The sequence below is a fragment of the Nocardia sp. NBC_01009 genome (assembly GCF_045208035.1).
GTDB lineage: Bacteria > Actinomycetota > Actinomycetes > Mycobacteriales > Mycobacteriaceae > Nocardia.
The window spans coordinates 7535167-7555089 of record NZ_CP108695.1 but is presented as its reverse complement, the minus strand read 5'-3'; the positions used below and the strand labels follow the sequence as shown (position 1 = coordinate 7555089).

The 19923-nt window shown below is 65.3% G+C and carries 20 protein-coding genes and 1 pseudogene; 8 read left to right on the top strand and 13 right to left on the bottom strand.

From position 1 onward, the window contains the following. Positions 1-97: 97 nt before the first annotated feature. The 8 genes and pseudogenes from OHA42_RS34085 to OHA42_RS34050 form a co-directional block, all read right to left on the bottom strand. A pseudogene (locus OHA42_RS34085) lies at positions 98-229 on the bottom strand (hydroxylase); the annotation flags it as partial. Between the two features lie 73 nt (positions 230-302). Then, entirely contained in the window at positions 303-869 is a 567-nt protein-coding gene (locus OHA42_RS34080; protein ID WP_406239797.1) for a hypothetical protein, read from the bottom strand. A gap of 272 nt (positions 870-1141) precedes the next feature. Continuing rightward, a complete protein-coding gene (locus OHA42_RS34075) occupies positions 1142-1504 on the bottom strand; it encodes a hypothetical protein (protein ID WP_406232051.1) in 363 nt (120 codons plus the stop codon). A 79-nt stretch (positions 1505-1583) separates the two neighbouring features. Continuing rightward, on the bottom strand, positions 1584-1910 hold the full coding sequence (locus tag OHA42_RS34070) for a hypothetical protein (protein ID WP_406232050.1): 327 nt from the start codon (positions 1908-1910) through the stop codon (positions 1584-1586). A 36-nt stretch (positions 1911-1946) separates the two neighbouring features. Beyond that, positions 1947-2270 (bottom strand): hypothetical protein, encoded by a 324-nt coding sequence (locus OHA42_RS34065; protein WP_406232048.1) that lies wholly within the window; start codon positions 2268-2270, stop codon positions 1947-1949. 262 nt (positions 2271-2532) lie between these two features. Continuing rightward, positions 2533-4089 (bottom strand): serine/threonine-protein kinase, encoded by a 1557-nt coding sequence (locus OHA42_RS34060; protein WP_406232047.1) that lies wholly within the window; start codon positions 4087-4089, stop codon positions 2533-2535. 93 nt (positions 4090-4182) lie between these two features. Then, positions 4183-5439: a hypothetical protein gene (locus OHA42_RS34055; protein WP_406232045.1), complete on the bottom strand. Its 1257-nt coding sequence runs from the start codon at positions 5437-5439 to the stop codon at positions 4183-4185. Between the two features lie 8 nt (positions 5440-5447). Further along, positions 5448-6653: a hypothetical protein gene (locus OHA42_RS34050; protein ID WP_406232043.1), complete on the bottom strand. Its 1206-nt coding sequence runs from the start codon at positions 6651-6653 to the stop codon at positions 5448-5450. Positions 6654-7179: 526 nt separating this feature from the next. Here OHA42_RS34050 and OHA42_RS34045 point away from each other — a divergent pair. From OHA42_RS34045 to OHA42_RS34025, 5 genes are all read left to right on the top strand, one after another. Continuing rightward, entirely contained in the window at positions 7180-8355 is a 1176-nt protein-coding gene (locus OHA42_RS34045; protein WP_406232041.1) for a hypothetical protein, read from the top strand. A gap of 203 nt (positions 8356-8558) precedes the next feature. After that, positions 8559-9101, top strand: a complete 543-nt coding sequence (locus OHA42_RS34040) for a YaeQ family protein (protein ID WP_328404680.1) — start codon at positions 8559-8561, stop codon at positions 9099-9101. 90 nt (positions 9102-9191) lie between these two features. Next, positions 9192-10040, top strand: coding sequence for a helix-turn-helix transcriptional regulator (locus tag OHA42_RS34035; RefSeq protein WP_406232040.1), 849 nt, complete (start codon positions 9192-9194; stop codon positions 10038-10040). 99 nt (positions 10041-10139) lie between these two features. Further along, the gene (locus OHA42_RS34030) at positions 10140-10904 is read left to right on the top strand and encodes a glucose 1-dehydrogenase (RefSeq protein WP_406232038.1); all 765 of its coding nucleotides are present in this window, start codon (positions 10140-10142) and stop codon (positions 10902-10904) included. Between the two features lie 337 nt (positions 10905-11241). Continuing rightward, on the top strand, positions 11242-11991 hold the full coding sequence (locus OHA42_RS34025) for an LppP/LprE family lipoprotein (protein WP_406232037.1): 750 nt from the start codon (positions 11242-11244) through the stop codon (positions 11989-11991). A gap of 59 nt (positions 11992-12050) precedes the next feature. On the opposite strand, the gene OHA42_RS34020 is transcribed toward OHA42_RS34025, so the two are convergent. Next, complete coding sequence (locus OHA42_RS34020) at positions 12051-12398, bottom strand: hypothetical protein (RefSeq protein ID WP_406232036.1); 348 nt, start codon at positions 12396-12398, stop codon at positions 12051-12053. A gap of 229 nt (positions 12399-12627) precedes the next feature. Between OHA42_RS34020 and OHA42_RS34015 the strand changes: the two genes are divergently transcribed. Beyond that, positions 12628-13767, top strand: coding sequence for an alpha/beta hydrolase family protein (locus tag OHA42_RS34015; RefSeq protein WP_406232034.1), 1140 nt, complete (start codon positions 12628-12630; stop codon positions 13765-13767). Between the two features lie 79 nt (positions 13768-13846). Here OHA42_RS34015 and OHA42_RS34010 read toward each other — a convergent pair whose 3' ends face one another. Beyond that, on the bottom strand, positions 13847-14314 hold the full coding sequence (locus OHA42_RS34010; RefSeq protein ID WP_406232033.1) for a hypothetical protein: 468 nt from the start codon (positions 14312-14314) through the stop codon (positions 13847-13849). A gap of 461 nt (positions 14315-14775) precedes the next feature. After that, complete coding sequence (locus OHA42_RS34005; RefSeq protein WP_406232031.1) at positions 14776-16095, bottom strand: family 1 glycosylhydrolase; 1320 nt, start codon at positions 16093-16095, stop codon at positions 14776-14778. A gap of 121 nt (positions 16096-16216) precedes the next feature. On the opposite strand from OHA42_RS34005, the gene OHA42_RS34000 reads away from it, so the two are divergent. Together OHA42_RS34000 and OHA42_RS33995 are read left to right on the top strand one after the other, a co-directional pair. Next, positions 16217-16816 (top strand): TetR/AcrR family transcriptional regulator, encoded by a 600-nt coding sequence (locus tag OHA42_RS34000; protein WP_328404664.1) that lies wholly within the window; start codon positions 16217-16219, stop codon positions 16814-16816. 109 nt (positions 16817-16925) lie between these two features. Next, a complete protein-coding gene (locus OHA42_RS33995) occupies positions 16926-17366 on the top strand; it encodes an Lsr2 family protein (protein WP_406232029.1) in 441 nt (146 codons plus the stop codon). Positions 17367-17547: 181 nt separating this feature from the next. On the opposite strand, the gene OHA42_RS33990 is transcribed toward OHA42_RS33995, so the two are convergent. Both OHA42_RS33990 and OHA42_RS33985 read right to left on the bottom strand, forming a co-directional pair. Next, positions 17548-18501, bottom strand: a complete 954-nt coding sequence (locus OHA42_RS33990) for an alpha/beta hydrolase (RefSeq protein WP_406232028.1) — start codon at positions 18499-18501, stop codon at positions 17548-17550. Positions 18502-18606: 105 nt separating this feature from the next. After that, positions 18607-19839: an ROK family protein gene (locus OHA42_RS33985; RefSeq protein ID WP_406232026.1), complete on the bottom strand. Its 1233-nt coding sequence runs from the start codon at positions 19837-19839 to the stop codon at positions 18607-18609. Between the last annotated feature and the right edge of the window lie 84 nt (positions 19840-19923).

The following is a 19923-nucleotide window of genomic DNA, read 5'->3' as shown; positions in this document are numbered from 1 at the left end:
CACGCCGCTTTCATCTGTTCGGGGGGGTCGGGCGGATCCGTTGATCAACGCGCTTTGGGGGAGCCGGGCAGCTCTCGCCACCGCAGGTCGTGGCGCGTCAGATCATGGCGCGCAGCGGCCCCTGCGGCTCGGCGCCCATCGTGGTCAGTGCTGTCGAGTGATACAGAGGGCCGGGGGTGTGGATGGCGTGCTGCAGGCCGGCGTGGGCGTCGCGCCAGAAGCGCTGCATGACGTGCCCGAGCGGCCCTGAACGCGCTTTCGTTCGAAACATTCGAACGAAAGCGTGTTCAGGGCAATATCGTTCAGGCGAAGTCGGAAATGTGGTCGTCGACCCACTGGGCGTAGCTGCGTGGGGTGTGGCCGGTGAGTTGTTCGACGTTGGCGTTGACCGGTGCGGGCTTGTCAACGGTTGCCGCCATCAGGTCGAAGAGGGCGTTGATGAAGGCGGGGTCCATGAACTGCGCCATCTGCTCCCGGACCGGCGCGTCGTCGAGTTCCTCGAAGCTCAACGGGCGCGCGAGCGCCGTGCCGAGGATATCGACCTGCTCTGCCTGGGTGACCGACTGTGGGCCGGTGAGCTCGTAGATCAGGCCGCCGTGTCCGCCGGCCAGCACGGCTGCCGCGACGTCGGCGACATCCTTCTCGTGGATCGGCGCGCTCGCGGCGTTTGCGAAGGGCGCCCGGATCACGTCGCCGCCGGTCAGCTGCATCGCGAAGGACAGGGAGTTGATCGCTGGGAAGAAAAGGCGCAGGAACGTCCAGCTGATGCCCGAGGTCTCGATTGCGCGCTCTACATCGCGGTGGTACTGGGCGATGACATCCGGTTGCTGGTCGACACCGTCGACGACGGCACCGGAGGACAGGAACACGATGTGCTCGACGCCCGCGCCGCTCGCGACGGCGAGCAGGGGTGTGGCAATCCATTTGATACGGCAGCACCAAGAAGATCGCCCGCACGCCGTCCAGCGCCGGCGCAAGGGTTTCCTTCCGGGTGAGATCACCGGCTACCACCTCGACTTGCTCGGGCAGTCCGGCCGACTCGGGACGGCGGGTGAGCGCCCGAACCGGCTGTCCCTCTGCACATCGGTGGGCAACCGTGCCGAGGAATGCGCCGCGTCAGTAGGCCGATCCTGCCGATCGGCTACCCCTGCCGGCCTTCCGGGTACTCACGAGCGCTGATGTCGTGGGTGATGCCCTCGCCGACGGCGTGGAGTTTGTCGGGGTTGGCGACGTTGTGGATGGTGACGATGCGGCTGTCACGGTCGAAGGCGAAGGTGACCGTGGCAATGACGCGGCCCCGCCCGCTGAACAGCAGCCCTCGGCTGCCGTTGATCTCGACCAATTCGACGGTCATATCAGCGAATTCGATCCCCTGATAGGGATGGCGGCCGAGATTTCCGAACAGTGCGGCCACCGTGGGTGCACCGACGACCGGACGCATGACCTGGCGCACCTTGCCGCCGCCGTCGGTCCACAGCGTGACCTCCGGCGACAGCAGTTCCATCAGAGTGTTGATAGCGCCACGCGGCGGCCAGGAACCGTTCGGTACATTTCAGTCACCGACACGTCCAGCTCAACGGATCTCAGCTCACGGTAATCGGAATTACCGCCGACACACCGTTCGCGCCGTCGATCGTTACGGTCAGGAGGCCGCTGCCGGTGCCGACCGCGCCGACGCCCACAGTGTCCTCGTCCGTTTCACCCGGCAACAGCGCCACGACGTTTCGCCCGATCGACGTGACGAGCAGGCCACCGTCCGTTCCGGCCAGATCGACCCGAACACCGGCCTCCGGCGATTCCTCATCACCGGTGTTCACGCACTTCCATTTCACGGAAAACTGGACGTGTGCCTGTGGTGGATCGGGGACGATCTGCGGAAAATCCTCGACAAAATCCAGCTGATGGGTCATGGCAGCTCTCCTGTGTGCTCGCGTCGCGGGCCGCGGTCAGACGCATTCGTCGATGATGACGTTGCCCAGGGTCAGTGGCGCTTGGCCGTTGATGACGAGGGTCATGACGTAGTTGCCTGCCAGGAGGGTGAAAGTCAACGAGCGCTTCGCCGACTCGCCGACCGCCAGCGGCTCGCATCGCAGCTCCTTGCTGTCGCCCGATCCTTGATCGTCCAGATCGAATATGTCCTGGTACTGGACCGAATCTTCGTCACCGATGTTCTTCTCCTGCCAGGAGACCGTGAATTCTTCTCCTGCACAGGGGCTTACAGGATCGGTCAGAAAGGTGACCTGATCGTCCAGCACGATTTTGACCGACATTTTCGTCTCCCTACTCTGTTTCCCAGCCGGGCAAGCCCCACCGATGAGGTCGCCGGAATCGTCACCGTGGTGATGGCGGTAATGCGAAGATTCGCAGATGCTGCGCGCCTCGGCGTGAGTGGTGTACTACTCGAATTGCAACGCAGAACTCCGGTACACCATCGGCCGGTCACCGCGGATCAGCGGTATGTCTCCCATCACGAACGGCGGGTGGACGGCGTTACGGCGTTGACATGCCCGAGGGAGGCTGGCACCCGAACGGTTACTTGATCCCTGTCTTCAGTACCGGGACCAGCTTGTTCAGCAGGATCTGTTCGGAGTCGGAGTTCCAATAGCGAATGGCGTTGACCGTTTGCGGGTCGTCGACGACGAGGACTGTCGCGTGGGTGTCGAGGAGGGCGCCGGGGAGGCCGAGGAGGCCGCCACCGCCTGCGCGGGCGTCGCTGCGGACGGCCAGGATGTAGCCCTCGGTGACGGCGCTGAAGGCGACGTACTGGCTGTCCTTGCCGATCGGTCGGGGGGATGGTTCATCGCCCTTCTTGGCGAAGGTCGGGTGGTAGGTGAGGCCGATATCGTGCAGGAAAGTGGTGGGCGGGGTGGTGTCGAGGAAGACTTCCATGTCGGGTTCGGCGGTGCGGCCGGTGCCGGTGATGTTGACCATCAAGATCGGGGTGCCGATGAACCGGGGATTCTGGGCGCGGGCCTGATCTTTCGACGTCGGCGGCGGCGCGGATGTCGCGGTCGCGGGGCCCGCGGTGGGGGCGGCACCTGGACTGTCGCGGCCGGTGAGCAGCACGCCCGCGCCGATCGCGAGGGCGACCACGACGGCGGCGGCCGCCGCGATCACGCCCCAGCGTTTGCCGGAAGGCTGGGGGATCGATCGGAGCTCCGTGGGAGCCACCGGAATTCGCGGATCTGTCGGTGGCAGGGGTGCGCCGACCCGAATGGGGGAGGTACTGGTCAGGGCGGGGACACGGCCTGGGAGCATGGCGTCGGCGGCAGCGTCGGTGAATTCGCGGCAGCTGGCGAACCGGTCGGCCGGGTGCTTGGCCATGGCTCGGGCGAGCACGTCGTCGATGGCGGGCGGCAGGCCCGGGTTGGCCGCGGTGGCGAGCGGCGGCGGCTGGTGCAGATGCCCCATCATCACCACGGTCGGCTGCGTCGACGGGTACGGGTTATGCCCGGTCAGCAGCTTGTAGAGCGAGCAGGCCAGGCTGTAGATGTCCGAGCGCGGATCCAGCTGCAGCCCCGAGAGCTGCTCGGGCGACGCGTAGGCGATGGTCGCGACGAAGCTGCCTGCCTGGGTGAGTTCGCTGGTGTCGTCGGAAGCCTTCGCGACGCCGAAATCGGTGAGCAGGACCCGCTCTTCGTCGCCGTCTGCGGTGGACAGCAGAAAGTTCGCCGGCTTGATGTCGCGGTGCAGCAAGCCTTTTCGGTGCGCGTAGTCGAGCCCCTTGCCGACCTCGGTGATAATCCGAAGTGCGCGTAGCGGATTCATGCCATGCGGGTCACGCGTCATGTCCGCGGCGACGTCGGTGCCCGCCACGTACTGCATGGCGATCCACAGTCGACCGTGCTCCTCGCCACGGTTGTACACGGAGACGATATTCGGATGATCCAGTCCAGCAGCGAGATTCGCCTCCCGCTCGAATCGCGCGCGGAACTCGTCGTCGACCGAGCGCTCGGTGCCGAGCACCTTGATCGCGTCGCGCCGCGGCAGGCTGGGGTGCTGGGCCAGGTAGACGGTGCCCATGCCGCCTGCGCCGAGTACCCCCAGGATCCGATATCCGCCGACGATGGTGCCGGGGCTCATCGCCATCTTTGCCGTCCTGTTCCTGCGTCGGCCGCGGGGGCCGAGTGTGATGCCTGGAGGAGCCGATTGCTCGGGTGGGGTCTTGTCATTTCCCGCGGGCTAGCTGTTCGCGAAAAGTGCGTACTGAGCGGCTGCCTGTTTCTGGGCGTCGGCGAGGCTTCGGTGGGAAACGAATCCCACGTACTCGTGATACGCGACGATGCAGGTGAATTTGTAGCCCGATTTCGACGGCTCGTTTTCCACGCATGCCGAATCGGGCAGATTCGCTGGAGCTGCGGCGTCGCGTGCGACCGGAGCCAGGGTGAGGCGCTCGGTGACGATCTTGCGGGCCGTCGCGGCGTCGGCGGTGTGCGCGACCATTGTGCTTTCGACAGTGGCGAATTGGTCCGCGTTCATCGCCGCGAGGCGATTCTCGGCCAGCTCGCGATCCTTGCTGAGGTGCAGCACGCCTTGGCGGCCGACGAGCACTTGGCGGGTGCTGAACGACGGAACGGGGGACTTGTTCGGATTCAACGCTCGACTGTAGAGATGGCCAGTATCCCAGGGTATTTGCAGCATTTCCATGGTGGACAACGGCTTCGCTTGCTCGAGTAGCGGCAGCTGTTTGTCGTAGGACTTCTCGGCCAGCGTGCGCAATGCGTTCAGATCCACGCCCGGAGTGGACAACAGGAACGCCACCACGTATGGGCCGCGCGCCAGCATGGTCCGCAGAAACGGCGAGTCGGGATGCCAATACGAGTGCGCCGCACCATATTTCGGCAAGGGCACCGCTTGGTTCTGGTCCGGGTTGACCGCGAGGTCGGCCTCGTAGAACTCTCTCGCCGCCCGCTCTGCGAGCCCCGCGTCCGGGAACTGCATGATCATCGAGGTGATGATCGTCTCGTCCGCCGTAAACTTCTTCGGCCAATCGTCGGGGGCGACACCGATGGAAAGGCTGAAGCCCTTGTCCGATCCATTCGACATGAATCCGTTGACCAGCTTGTTTCGGATGGCGATCGGTTCCAGATCCGCAGGACGCCCCAGCTTGTCGGGCATGACGCCCGGCAAGATGCTGTACGGGAAGTATCCGGTCTTCAACCGTGGGTCGATGTCGTGGGCGGTCGCGGCGTTCTCGGCGAGCCGCATGGCCGCGACTTCACGCCGATAGAAGAAGCTCGGGGCATAGTCGTCGTTGTGCGCGTGGTACGGCACGGTCGGATACGAGCCGACATCGAGCTTGCGGACATCTATTTCGCCCGGCCCCGAAACACCGGGAACGGTGGATCCGCACGCGGCGACCAACAGCACGAGCGCAGCCGCGGTCATCGCGATCGCACCGGTACGCACCGATCCGATTCGGCGCTGGTAATACTGCATGGAGAACCTCATTCGGCGTTCACCAGGAGCGCGTATTGGGCGGACATTCGTTGCTGCAGATCGACCAGCTGATCCGACCAGACCAGAGCGACATAGCGGTCGTAGGAGACCGAGCAGTAGAACCGGATCGCGAACTTGTCGCTGCCGATGTACTCCTGGCACTTGGCCTGCGGAAGGTTCTTCGGCGACTCGACGCTGCGGAGCTTCTTGTCGAGCTCGGCCTGGTGTGCCAGCAGCTTCCTGGCGGCGGCCACGTCGCGGGTCCGGTAGACGATGGCGTGGTCCCGCGCGTACCGATCGACACCCGCGGCCTCCAGTGCTGGGCGGGCCGTGATCGGTGTGGTGCTGAAGTGCAGTCCGGCGAGGCCGGTGTATACGCCGGGCGGATTGGTGAAGAGTTCCTCGTTGATTCGGGGCAGCGTGCGACCGAGCATCCCGTCGATGTCGACCGGCAGATTCATCAGCTGGTCGGGCGGGGTCGGGGTGAACTTCGCGATCGAAGGAACAACCACGTCCAGGCTCTTTTCCACCAGGCTCACCAAGGTGGTCAGATCCACTTCACCCGCTGCGATCCGCAGATAGTCGTAGACCCAGCTGTAGACGACGAGTTTGCCTGCGGCAAACCAGGATCCGATCGACTGCTCGTGCGGCTGCCAGTGAGCCTTGGCCGCAGGATATTTGGGAATCGCCACGGCCTGGTTGCGGTTGCTGTACTCGAAGTCGGAGCGTTCCAGAGCGACCACAGCGTCCTTGGCCTTCTGCTCGTCGGGGAAGACCATGACCACGTTCATCAAATCCATGCCCTGGACGTTCGGGTCGGTGGTGCCGCTGCTGGCGAAGCCGGTGATGAAATCCGGTGCGGTCTCGGTGAATTTCTCGAGCTTGATGGCATTGCCCAGATCGGAGTACTTCGGATCGAAGAACACCTTCGAGGTGAGCTTGTAGCCGTGCGCGAAGCGCGGGTCGATGTCGGAGGCGAGCGGTATGAAGTTCGCCAGCCGCTCGGCCTCGACGATCTTGGCCTGTTCGAGCGTCTTGGCCGTGCCGTAGTCGTGTGGTTTGGTCGCGTTGCCGCCGACGTCGAGCTGCGCCAGGTCGACCAGCGGATCCGGTGCTACCGGCACGTCCGGTTCGGCCCCACACCCGCCGACCCCGATCGCGACGACCACGGTCCCGACCAATGCCATTGCGGTCCGAACCGCGTTCGATCCCATGACGGATCGCCCCTCCCCCTTGCCGAGCCTCTATCCCCGGGGGATGCTACCGGGAACCGATCGGTATGTGCCACCGCAGCTTTGGTAGCCGCACCGACGGTCTTATGACTTGCCCTTGCCGCTGCGATCCTTCCCTGTCGCGGGGAGCTGGGATGATGACGAGAAATTCGGAAGGCGGGTGTCGGCGAGTATGGCGGACGGCGATGCTGAATACGGCACGGAACTTGCTGGCGTCCAGCGAGGACGGATTGCGCCTGGCGGCGGTACGTTGATCTCTCCGATATTGCCGGATCCCGGTCGGGTTCCGCCTGGTGGCGGAACTTCGGTCTCCCCGGTATTTCCTGATCCTGGTCGTGACGGCGGTACCTCGGTCTCGCCGGTATTTCCTGATCCCAGGCATGGCAATCCGATACCCCGGGACCCTGCTGATCCCAGGCCTGGCGATCGGATGCCCCGGGATCCCGCTGATCCCAGGCCTGGTGATCCGATACCCCGGGATCCCGCTGATCCCAGGCCCGGCGATCCGATGCCGCGGGATCCCGATGATCCCGCGCCGCCGCACATCGGACCTGGCGTTCCGCCCAAGCGTGGGCGCAGTACGCCCCCAGCGCCGCCCAGTGATCCGGCCGACCCCAAGATCCTGCCGGGAGAACCCGCGCCGAACGGGGATTCCTGGTGGCGTCTGGTGCCGCCGCCCGGCGCGTCAGCCCGCTTCAAGGCAGAGTTGATGTTGGCCCAGAGGGCGATTAAAACCGCGATCGACCTGCTCGGCTGCGGTGGGCCGATCCTCCCGCCGCGCATGGACGACCTGCTGAAGTCTGCGCCGGGCGGGAGTTTCGGCGAGAGCCAGGCGAACGAGATATACGAGAAGATCGAGGCCTTCGTGGCCAAGTTGAAGCAGTCGTTGCTGCACATGGATTGGAAGGTGCACGAAGCGTCCGGCACCGTGGCAGACGAGCGGAAAAGGGCGCTACGTGCCATCCATGGCATCGTCGCCAGATTGAAAACCGAGCTGAAAGCTGTCGGAACCGCTGAGCTGAAGCCTGCCGAGGAGACGGCGTTGTGGCGGCGGGTCGAGGCTGCCCTGGAGGCCGTCTTCGACCAGGTCGATTCGGTCTCGGAGTTCAATCAAGATATAGCCGACCCAGGCGAAAAACACCCCATAGGCATCGGGAGCGCCACCGCGGCCACCGCGGCGACCGCCGCCGCCGCAAACAACGGCGCCAGTGGGGGAGGCGGCGGCGGTGGCGGCGGTCTGGACGGGTTGATGCAGGCGCTGATGCCGCTCGGCATGATGGCGGCGCCGCTTATACAATCACTGCCAGGGCTGCTCAACAAAGAGGATGGCGACAAAGACGCTGTCGACGAGAGTGGGCAGACCGGCAGTCCGCAGCGCGATCGCAATGCGGCGTCGTCCGCGGCTGTGGCTGTACCGACCGGACTCCCTGCCGCACAGCCGATCGCCGCCGCCGCGCCCGTCGCGGGACAAGTCGCTCAGGTTTCGTCTGTGCTCAACGGGTCCAGTACCGGCCAGGTCGCAGCGGGTCTCCCCGCAACCCCGGCGTCGGCGATCGCACGACCTGCCGCTCGCACTCGACGCACGACAGATCCAGCCAAGCCTGCCGACGGTGCGCAAGCAGACAGCACCACGGATGCGGACGATACGGCGATCGAAGACGCGGCGGTGGTCGAAACCGTTTGATCGGTGTCGCCGAATCCCGGGGCTGTGTCGACGCGGCCCCGGGATCCCTTTCGGCTGGTCAAGGTGGCCGCACGAGTGGGCCACACCGCGCGGGCTGTTGCTCGTCCACCGGCTGAACCAACCACTGGAGCTGCTCGTCAGAGACCACTGGCGGTGGTCTCTGACGATCCGGGCGGTCGTATCAGGTTTAGGCTTCTGCTCTTATGGCCCTCAGCGCAACATTGCACAACTTCGCCGTCCAACTGGCCGACGTCGACCGTGACGTCTACCAAGACCTGGAGTTGCGGATAGCGCGTCACCCGTCCGAAACCGCCGAATACATGCTGACCCGACTGCTCGCGTACTGCCTCGAATACCAGGACGGCATCGCCTTCAGCGACGGCGGCATTTCGGCGACCGACGAGCCCGCGGTGCTGGTGCGCGATCTCACCGGACGGCTCACCGCCTGGATCGAGGTCGGCGCCCCCGACGCGGAACGTCTGCACCGAGGCAGCAAGCTGGCCGGCCGCGCCGCCGTCTATACCCATCGTGATCCGGCCAAAGTACTGGCCCAACTCGCAGGCAAACGGATCCATCGTGCCGAAGCCATTCCCGTCTACAGCTTCGATCGCGACTTCATCGATGCCGCTGTCGCCGCGCTCGGACGCCGCAACACCATGACGCTGTCGGTCACCGAGCGCCTGCTCTACCTGGATCTCAACGGCACGAGCCTGAGTGCTTCCGTCGACGAGCACCGACTCGGATAGTCCTCGCGCCCGATCTCGCTACCGGACCGGCCGTCGCCGACCCCCGCACAGCGGTTTCTTGCGCGCGTACTTTCGTTGTTACCGTGGCCTATGGTCAGTGAATCCACGCAGCGCCGCCGCGAGCAGCTCCGTGACTTCCTACGCACCCGCCGGGCGCGGCTGGCACCGCAGGATGTCGGAATTCCGGCGGCGGGCAGGCGACGGACTCCCGGGCTGCGGCGCGAAGAGGTCGCGCTGCTGGCCGGGGTCGGAGTGTCCTGGTACACCTCGCTCGAGCAGGGCCGCAACATCACGGTCTCGACCGAAGTGCTCGACGGCATTGCCGGAGCCCTGCTGCTGAGTGAGCCGGAGCGTGCGCACCTGTATCTGCTCGCCGGTCTCAACCCGCCGTCTACCGACGTGCGGACAGGGGCCACCGAGGTCACCTCCGAGATGCGGCACCTGCTGGATGCGTGGGAGCAACGGCCTGCGGTGCTGCGGGATCGCTACTGGAACGTGCTGGCGTTCAACGACACCGCCCGGACGGTGTTCGGCTTCGATAACACCGCCCACAACTGCCTGATCACGTTCTTCACCAATCCCCGATACCGCGCGATGCCCGAGGTGTGGGCGTCGGCCTGCGCCGCTGTCGTTGCCGCCTATCGCGCCGACGCGGCGCACTTTCCCGGCGATTCCGAATTCCGAAGGGTGGTGGACGATCTCAGTGCGGTGAGCCCCGAATTCGCCGAACTGTGGGAACGCCATGAGGTAGGCGTGCCGATTCAGGCAGTCAATGCGCTGCGCCACCCCGAGGCTGGTGCGTTGTTCTTCGACGCGACGACCTTGACAGTCGCCGACCACCCCGACTGGTCCCTCGTGCTGTACAACCCGCAGCCCGGCACCGATACCGCCGGCCGACTCGAACGACTACGGCACCTGCGCCTCGCGGCCCCCGCCTGACAGGGATGGGCGGTTCGATACCGGTCCCGAACGTGCTACTGCCACTCCTACGATAACTGCGCACTGTATGTCTCCGGTGCGCGGCGGCACGCTGAACCCATGACACAGAACAGTTCCCGATTCGACGGCAAGATCGCACTGATCACCGGAGGCACCAGCGGGATGGGGTTGGCCACCGCGCACCGGCTCGTCGCCGAAGGCGCGACAGTGATCATCACCGGGCGTGACAAAACCCGGCTGGACGCCGCGGTCGCTCAGCTCGGCGACCGGGCGCTCGGAATTCCTGGTGACGCGGCGAGTCTCACCGACCTCGAAACGCTGACAACTGCCATTCGCGAGCAGTACGGGCGGCTGGATGTGGTGTTCGCCAACGCGGGCATCGGTGCTTTCCAAGCTGCCCACGACGTCACCGAGGCCGAGTTCTACCGTGTGGTGGACATCAACTTCAAAGCCGCGTTCTTCACCATCCAGAAGACGCTTCCGCTGCTGTCGGACCAGGCGGCAATCGTGATCAACGCGTCTTTCGCAGTGCACCGCGGTGTGCCGGACGCTGCTCTCTACTCGGCGACCAAAGCGGCGGTGCACAACCTGGCCCGCACCCTCGCAGCCGAATTGGCGCCCAAGGGTATCCGAGTCAACTCCGTCAGCCCCGGCTACATCGACACCCCGGCTTTCCGGGCCGAGGCCTCCGCCGAGGCCCAGGCTGGCGTCGGTGCGACAGTCGCCGCCGGCCGTGTGGGCACTGCCGAGGAGGTAGCCGCCGCGGTCGCCTTCCTCGCTTCTGGTGAAGCGTCCTATATCAACGGGCAGGACCTACTCGTCGACGGTGGCCTGATCTCCGCCATCCCGGCGGCGATGCTCTAGGTGGCGGAGGGCCGCGGCGCGGCAGCCGTAGGACGAAACAGGGACATGTGTCCGATACCGCGTGGGTTGGGCCGCTTCTAGAGTTGGAGTGCGGTCCGGTGTCGTCGACCACCCAGTAATTGGGGGCACGGTCCATTGCTGTGACCGCCGATTGATCCGTAACGCACCCAGCCATCGATCCGATGTCAGGTATGTGTCACAAATGATTGCGGCACAAGGATATTCGTGTGCTCGGTGCGAACCGTGCTGCTGCGGTGGAACGCAGCCACGCTGTTCTTTGCGGACGAACAATCGAATGTCGACAACACAATCGGGTCAACTGGTCGAAAGGGAGGCTATGAACATCAAGACGTCGGCTTTTATAGCGATCGCCGCGAGTGTCGTCATCGGCACCGCTGGATGTGGCGCGACTTCGGCGCCATCGGCCACCACCGGAACGCCTGTCCCATCGGCGAATGCCACAGTGTCGCCCGCCGACCGACCGGTGCCGGCGGCCGCTCCGAAGCCTATCGCGCAGCAGCCCGCGGACGCGCCGAAACCCGTTGCCCAGGAGCCCGAGACGGCACCAGGGCCTGCTGTTGCACCGGGGCCTGCTGTTGCACCGGAACAGGCCGCGCCGCAACCCGTGACTGCGCAGGAACCTGTGCCTGGCGCACCGGAATCCGCTCCCAACGGCAGCGGGCACGGTATGTGCTTCGACGTGAATTCGGCACTGGCCAACTCCGCGATCGCCGGACTGGCGCCGCCGCCGGCCGGCGGCGGCTGGACTATCGAGGGCGCGAGCACCGACCCGATCCAGGCGGGATGCTCCGGCGTCTTGTCATGGATGGCGGTGGACTGGCAGGGAATTCATCCCGGAACTCACGTCCTGTTCTTCACCAACGGTACGTATCTCGGAACAGCGACGGCCAAGCCGTACGGCTATACCGAGGTGATCGGAAAGACCAGGAATACCGTCTCGGTGCAGTATCGGTGGCCGAAGCCCGAGGATGCACTGTGCTGCCCGCAGGGTGGACCGAGCGTGGTGACGTTCACCCTGAATGGAACATCGATCCAGGCGCAGGGGCAATTCCCGCCCGACAACTGAATTGCCGGGTCGGACACGTACACAAGAAGAAGCTCCCGCCCGTAGGCGGGAGCGGATCGTCAGGGGTGGGCGGGCGGCGGGGGCAGGGGCTTGCCGTCCGGACCGATCGGGGGCGGGCACGGCTTGCCATCGGCACCGGTCGGTGGCGGCAGCGGCTTGCCGTCGGATCCCAGCGGAGGGGGCAGCGGCTTGCCGTCCGACCCCATCGGGGGCGGCAGGCACCCGCTGGGTGGCTGCCCGGCGGGCTGCGCGCCGACCGGATTGTGGTCCGGGTGCGCCGCCGCCGACGACGCAGCGACGGGGGCAGGGTCGTGATGCTGTTCCTGCTGCGCGGAACACCCCGCGGCGGCGACAGCGGCGGCGACTGCGCACAGGCCAACCACGAGGCGACTTTGTATATGACGCATGACGGTGAACGTACCAGGCGTCCCCGGGCACCGTCACGACCTTGTTGACGCATCGAAACTGGTTGAGCCGGAACATATTCGGCTACAGATAGTCGGATTTTGTCGAGCCTTGCGTCGTGCAGGATTCGCTGTGCAATCCGCATGGTCGGTTCGGTGTGTCGATAGCGCGGCGATCGCATCGCCGTGTTGGGAAAGTGATTCATGGATTGTGCTGGTACGGTTCGGCGGCATGTCCGTCTTGTCTTTTCGGCGCGCAGCTCTCATTGCGGCTTCGCTGGGCATCTGCGCCGCAGCCAGTATCGCCATGCCATCGGCGCAGGCGCAGGATCTCGGACAGCTGCAAAGCGTCGGAGTGCTCGATCCCGCCTGGTCATTCGCCGAGGCCGCGGTTGCGTTGGAGATCGTCTACACCACAAAGGATCAGCGCGACGCGCCCGCTCCGGCATCGGGTGCGCTGTACCTGCCCAAAGGCCTGCCGCCGCTGGGCGGGTGGCCGTTGGTGGTGTGGGCGCACGGCACTGCGGGCATCGGCGATTCCTGCGCGCCCTCGCGCAGGCCGCAATCGGAACGCAACAAGACCTACTTCAATCAGATCCTGGACAGCGGGTATGCGGTCCTGGCTCCCGACTATCAGGGGCTTGGTACCGGTGGTCAGTTCAGTTACTACAACACGAATGTCGAAGGGCGCTCGATACTGGACGCGGTCGCAGCGATTCGCACGACGCCCGTTCCATTGTCGAGCAGATGGGTGGTCATCGGCCAGTCGGAAGGGGCGCATGCCGCGATGAGCGCGGCCGCCCTCTACGGCGCGAACGGCGGCGGCTCCGCGGCAGGGCTGAACGGGGTGATAGCCACGGGGCTGCGCACCAACCCGAGCAAGAGCCTGCGGGAGATGTTCGAGCGAACCTCGACCGGCGCCGAGAACCAGGTGGGCTACGCGGCGTACTTTCTTGCGTCGTTGCAGGAGCTGCACCCCGACAGCGTGACTCCCTTCCTTTCCGACTTCGGAAGGGACTATGTGGAACAGGCGGCGTCGGAATGCCTTGCCGATCTGGTCGCCCGCGCTGGTGGCCGTCGCCCCGCGGCACTGGTCGCCGACCCCGACGAGCCGACGCCGACATTCGAAGCGGATATCACCACGTTGGCCGGATACCCCGAGGACCGCTTCGCCAGTGATGTCATGATCGGCTACGGGACCGCCGACATCGACGTACCTCCTGCGGAGACCGACAGTTACGGAAACCGGCTGCAGGAATTGAATACCGGCGTTCGAATCACCGTGCGGAAGTATCCGGGCAAGAGCCATAGTGGCGCGTTCCTGGCCTCGCTGCCCGATGCCCTCGATTTCCTGAAGACACACCTGCGCTGAATCCCGCGCGTAGCGGCCTTGCTGCACCGGCTCATCGAATCCGAGGATTCGATGAGCCGGGCCGGCGGCTTCGGATCGACTAGGGCACCATGTATTCCACGCTGCAGTCGCCGTAGGTGTAGTTATCGCCCGTTCCGTGGTTCGTCACGCTCAGGACCAGGGCAATCCGTCCCGCTTTCGTGACAGTGCCGGGGATGGACAGGGTGTTGTCGGAGCCTTTCACAAAGGCGGAAGTATCGGCCTGTCCGTTGCGACCGGTAGTGATGTTCGCCCAGGTAACCGCGAATTTTTGATCATATCCGGTCTGCGACCGAGAGTCGGTGTGCAGCTTCAGTTCCATGGACCCGCTGTTGACCGAGGTGGCAAACGCGTCGCTGGATGCCTGGACGGAAAAGTCGTCCGGAGTGGGGTAGGTGATCGTGCACAGTGGATCCGATGGAGCGTTCGGTGCCGCGAATGCGGTGGGTGCATAGCCGACTGTCACCGCGGAGATGCATGAGATGGTCGCGATCCCTGAGAGTAGCCCCGAACACGTGCGCGATTTCATCAATACCGTCCTATCGATCCTAGAGCTGTAAAGAGTGAACATGCGTGCCCTTGCCGAGCAGGGCTGGAGAAGACTGGTTCCACTGTCGAACGAATCGTCTCCCATGCGTAATCGCCCAAAGGTCAACGGCTGACCTGTCTTTCATCCGTTGGTAGCGATGCAGTGGTCGTTTGCTCGGGCGCTTCGAACGTTGACCGGAGTTCGATGCTAGTCGGCGGAGGTGGAGATTCCGTGGCCGAAGGGTCGGCGGACTGTCGTGGAGATCACCCAGCGGGGACGCTAAAAGTGTTGTCCTGCAATCGATTTAGCGAAGCTGGTCGAATGCATCGACAGATGCGCATCGGTTCCCAGGGTTGAGAGGCTGTCGCGCTGTGCGTCAACGGAAATCGGCTTCGGTCCGGCGAGAACCGTATCGGCCGCCCGGCGGGTACTGCGTGATCATCACGCGCGTGACGGAGAAATCAGCGGGGAACGGTTACCGGGTCGGTGCAGCTGGCGACGGCGTCGACGAGGGAGCAGGATTTCGGGGCACGGGTGGGGCGGTAGTCGGGGGTGACGCCGTTGTCACGGGTGATGGCGGTATAGGCGGGGACGGCGTCGGTGGGGCGGCGGGTGAGGGTGGGGTCGGTGCGGACGTCGACGGTGTAGAGGCCGAATCGCGGTGTGTAGGAGCCCCATTCGTAGTTGTCGGTGAGGCTCCAGTAGTTGTAGCCGATGAGGTTCATGCCGTCGGCTTTGGCGCGTTGGAGCCAGTAGACGGTGTCATTGAGGTCGTCGGCGCGGGTGTAGCCGTCGGCGCGGGGGAGGCCGTTCTCGGTGGGCATGCCGTTTTCGACGATGTAGAGCGGCTTGCCGGGGAAGAGGCGGGCGTAGTGCTGGAGGGCGTAGTAGATGCCTTCTGGCTGGAGTGGGTTCTTCCAGAGTTCGGTGAAGTTGGTCATTCCGGCAAGAGTGTCGGGGGAGGTGCCGTAGTAGTAGTCGATGCCGATGTAGTCCAGTGCGGCCGCGATGCGGGAGATGATCGTCGAACCGTTGACGGCGTCCTCGGCGGCAGGAATGTAGGCGACATTGCTGGTGACCATCGCACCCGGCTGGGTGTGGTGGATGTAGTCGTAGATGCTGTTGTGCGCTCGGGCGATCCGATCGAACATGGCGGGGGCCGCGAGTGGTGGGATGCCGCCGTGGCGCGTCTCGTTGAGGACATACATCGTGGGCTCGTTGAAGGTGACCCACAATGGATCGACCGCGGCATAGCGATCGACGACTTTGCGTGCGTTGGCGAGCCAGTCATCGACGATGCCGGGGTTGTTCCAGCCGCCGCGGTCGACTTCCCAGCCGGGGTATACCCAGTGGTCCAGGGTCAGCATCGGGCGCATCCCGGCGGCGGTGATGGCCGCGATCACGTTGTCGTAGAAGCGAAGTCCGTTCTCGTCCCACACGCCGGGCTGCGGCTGTACGCGCGCCCACTCGATGCCGATTCGGTATACCCGCACGCCCAACTGGGCGGCCAGCTGGATGTCGGACCGATACCGCGAGAAGAAGTCGACCGAGCTCTGGTATTGATCGTCGGTCTTGCCCGCCGCGATGTAGCGGGTCCAATTGCTGTCGGGCGCATGCCCTTCCGACTGGAATCCCGAGGCGGCGACACCCCACAGAAAGTCCTCGCCGAGCGGCGCGACCCGCGCGGGCGGCTCCGGTTGTGCGGCGGCCGGTGCGCCTTGCGCGAACGTGGTGACGGCGGCAAGGGCGGCCAGGCAGAGGCTGCTGAGGCGGAGTCGCATCGAGGTGCTCCTGTTCATTCTGTGCAGGCACGGCAGGTGCGAGGAGTGCGTCTGAACGAAAACCGTACAGTGCTCGGTTTTTGCTGGCAAGGTGTGTTGGGTCCGTGCCTACACTGACCCCGTGGTGAAACGGGGTCCCTATGGAAAAGGCATCGAACGGCGGGAACAGATCCTCGACGCCGCGCTGCGCACCATCGCCGAGCGCGGATACCTGGCCACATCCATTGCTGAACTCGCGGAGGCGGTCGGGTTGAGCCAGGGCGGTCTGCTGCACTATTTCGGGACGAAAGAGGAATTGTTCGTCGCCGTGCTGCGCAAGCGCGACGAATCCGACCTCGCCGCCGTGCACGGCCCCGCGCCCGCAGCATTCGTGGAGATCGTCCGTCGAAACACGACGGTGCCCGGACTGATCGAGCTGTTCACCCACATGCAGGCGGCCGCCGCGGATCCACGCCATCCTGCCCACCACTACATGCTGGAGCGCTATCGGCTGGGCACCGAGGGTTTTTCGCGCGCACTGCGCGAGATGCAGAAAGCGGGTGAGCTGTCGGAGGACCTCGACACCGATGCCGCGGCGACGATGTTCTTCGCCCTCGCAGACGGCCTGCAGGCCCGGTGGTTGATCGATCCGAGCCTTGATATGGCAGCGCTGCTCGAACAATGGTGGCAGCGCTATACCGCAGGCACGTCGATCAATAGCCGTCCTGCGAAGCACATCTGACGACGTGATCGACACACGGGAATCGCGCGTGCGCTGTCCTGAGTTTTCGGCGATTGCCGTGTTAGCGTCGCCAGCGATCTGCACGGGCGTCACCGGAAAGGAATCTACAGTGGCAAGGCGAATCATTGAGGCGCTGGTCGACGACATCGACGGTTCACAGGGTGACGAAACGGTGTCCTTCGCTGTCGACGGCCGCGTGTACGACATCGATCTGTCGGCCGCGAATGCCGCCAGGCTGCGGGCGGCACTCGCGCCGTGGGCGGAGAAGGCGCGCAAGACGGGCCGGGTGTCTTCCAGCGGTGGCCGGAAGCGGGCCGTATCCGGTGGCGAGCAACTCGCCGCCATCCGCGCATGGGCTGCCGAGAACGGCCACCAGGTATCGAACCGCGGCCGTATCTCGGCGGAGGTGATGGCCGCCTACCGCGCAGCGCAAGACGCACCGCGGGTGCCGCCACCCGCACGGAGTAAGCGGGACACCCCAGCTGTCGCGGAACGGGAACAGAAGCGTGGTGCGAAAGAAGGCAAGAAGACGGCCGAAGTCGGCGCGTAGGCGCTGGCTGCTGCCGGCGGTGGTTGCCTGGCCGCCTTCAGGACCGGTCAGTATCCAATCGTCGGTGGCGAAGCTGCTGATGGCGTCGGCGTGCGCATCGACCGATGCCATGCGCGTGTGTTGGATGAACGGAACCCGCCCGTGATTGCTTGCCGATACGGCCGGGTTCCTTGTTCGATCCTCAACGGGCGAAGGCGTGCGCGAGCGCTGCCGCGGCCTCGGCTCGTGCTTGTTTGCTGTCGTCGAAGGGGTGCCGAAGGAACTCGTGGATCATGCCTGGATAGCGGGTGACCGTGACCGGCACGCCCGCTTCTTCGAGGCGTTCGCCGTACTGTTCGCCTTCATCGCGCAGTGCGTCGTATTGGGCGGTGATGATGAGTGTGGCAGGGAGCCGGGCCAAGTCGGGGGCCAGCAGTGGCGAGACGCGTGGATCGAGCTTCTCCTCGGCGCTGTTGAGGTAGTTGTCCATGAACCAGTGCTGGGTTTCGCGGCCGATGTTGCCGTACTTGCCCGCGTACTCGCGGATGCTGAAATTCGTTCTGCGGAAATCGAGATCGGGGTAGATCAGCAGCTGGAAGACCAGCGCCGGGCCGTCGTTGTCTCGTGCCATCTGCGCGACAACGGTCGCCAGATTGCCGCCCGCACTGTCACCGCCGACGGCGATACGCGCGGCATCGGCATTGATGCTCGCTGCGTTGTCGGCCACCCACTGTGTCGCGGTGTAGCAGGCCTCGGGCGCCGCGGGGAAAGTGTGTTCGGGAGCCCTCGGGTAGTCGACCGAGACGACGATGCACTGTGCGCCGTTGGCAAGGCTGCGCGCCAAGCCGTCGTGGGTGTCCAGATCGCCGAGCATGAAGCCGCCACCGTGGAAGAAGACGAGCACGGGAAAGGGGCCGCTGCCGTCCGGGGTGTAGATACGGATCGGAATCCGGCTGCTCGAGCCCGGGATGGTGCGGTCCTCGACCTGTGCGATGGGTTCCGGCTCGCCGAGCAGGGCAATCTGTCGGCGGAGACCTTCGCGCGCCTGCTCCGGCGGGAAGGTGTGCAGCGCACCGAAGTTGAAGCCGGCCAGGCGCGCCAGATAGGCCTGGACCTGCGGGTGGAGTGAGATCTGGTCGTTTTGTGTTTCGGTCATGACACCAGCTTCTGACTTGAAGCGCGGTTCAAGTCAAGAGGCAACCATACCGAAGGTGCGGGTTCGTGGCGTCGGGTCGATCACACCTGGTGCCTGCTCCGGGTTCTACGTCGACGAGGCGCGCAGGGCGCGGCGAGCCGCGATCGAGCCGAAGGTTTCGCGGTCGGCGAGGAAGCCCTCCAGGGCGAAGGTCGCGGCGCCGAGGCTGGCCGGGTTGTGCCGGAGCGTGCACAGTTGCAGCGTCACCGCGTCGAAGGGGTCGGACATTGCATGGTGTGCGGCGACGCGGCGGGTCACCTCGAGCAGCGGCGTGCCGAGGTGGTTGGCGACGAGGTCGCCGAAGACCATGATGCGCGGGTTGAAGAGGTTCACCAGGTTGGCCACGGCGACGCCGAGGTACTGGCCTGTTTTGTCGATGACCTCCAGTGCCACACGGTCGCCGCGCGCCGCGGCCGCGGCGATGGCCGCGATGGTGCGTGCATCGTCGCCGCTGATCAGCGGGCTGGATGGGGCGAGTTCGCGCAGGGTTTGCACGATGCCCGGTGCGCTCACGTATGCCTCGACGCAGCCGTTGCGGCCGCAGGAGCATGCGCGTCCGTCGAGCACGAGGTTGGTGTGGCCCCATTCGCCCGCGCTGTTGGTGACGCCGCGGTAGAGCATTCCGTCGATGACGACGCCGATGCCGACGCCGGCGCGCAGCGTCACGACGATCAGGTCGTCGACGTCGCGGCCCGCGCCGAACCACAGCTGTGCCGCGGTGCTGGCCTTGAGTGGGTTGTCCACGTAGAGCGGGTGTGGCAGCCGCCGTTCGAGCAGTTCCTTGAGTGGGACGTTGTGCCAGTGCCAATAGGGTGAGAACACCGAGACCCCGCCCTCGGGTTCGACGAGCCCCGGCACGCTCAAGCCGATGCCGAGCACCCGGTCGGCATCGCCCGCGGTCAGCTCGCCGATGCCGCGGATGATCAGTTCGGCGACGTCGTCGGGCCGGGTGGCCGCGGGATCGACGGGGATCTCGACCGAGCGCAGCACCGACATGGCCAGGTCGAACAGGTCGAAATGGACGCTGGTTTCCGCGATGTCGACACCGATGAGGGTGCCGCGCACGGGATTGATCGCAAGGCGGGCCCGCGGTCGGCCGATGCCGGGAGCGTCATAGCCGAGTTCGGCGAGCACGCCGACGTCGAGCAGCTCGGCGATCATGTTGCCGACCGTGGCGAACGACAGGCCGGTGGCCTGTGCGATCTCCTGTCGGCTGGTGTGGCCATCGGCGGCATAGACCGCCTGTAGTACGCAGAACCTGTTACGGCGTCTGATGTCGCGCGCGGTCAGCTGGTACACGGTCGGGCCCGCTCCTTCCGATGATGTTGGCAAACATACCGGACCACTTCGGCCAACAGTATTTACAACAGTTATCCGAAGTCC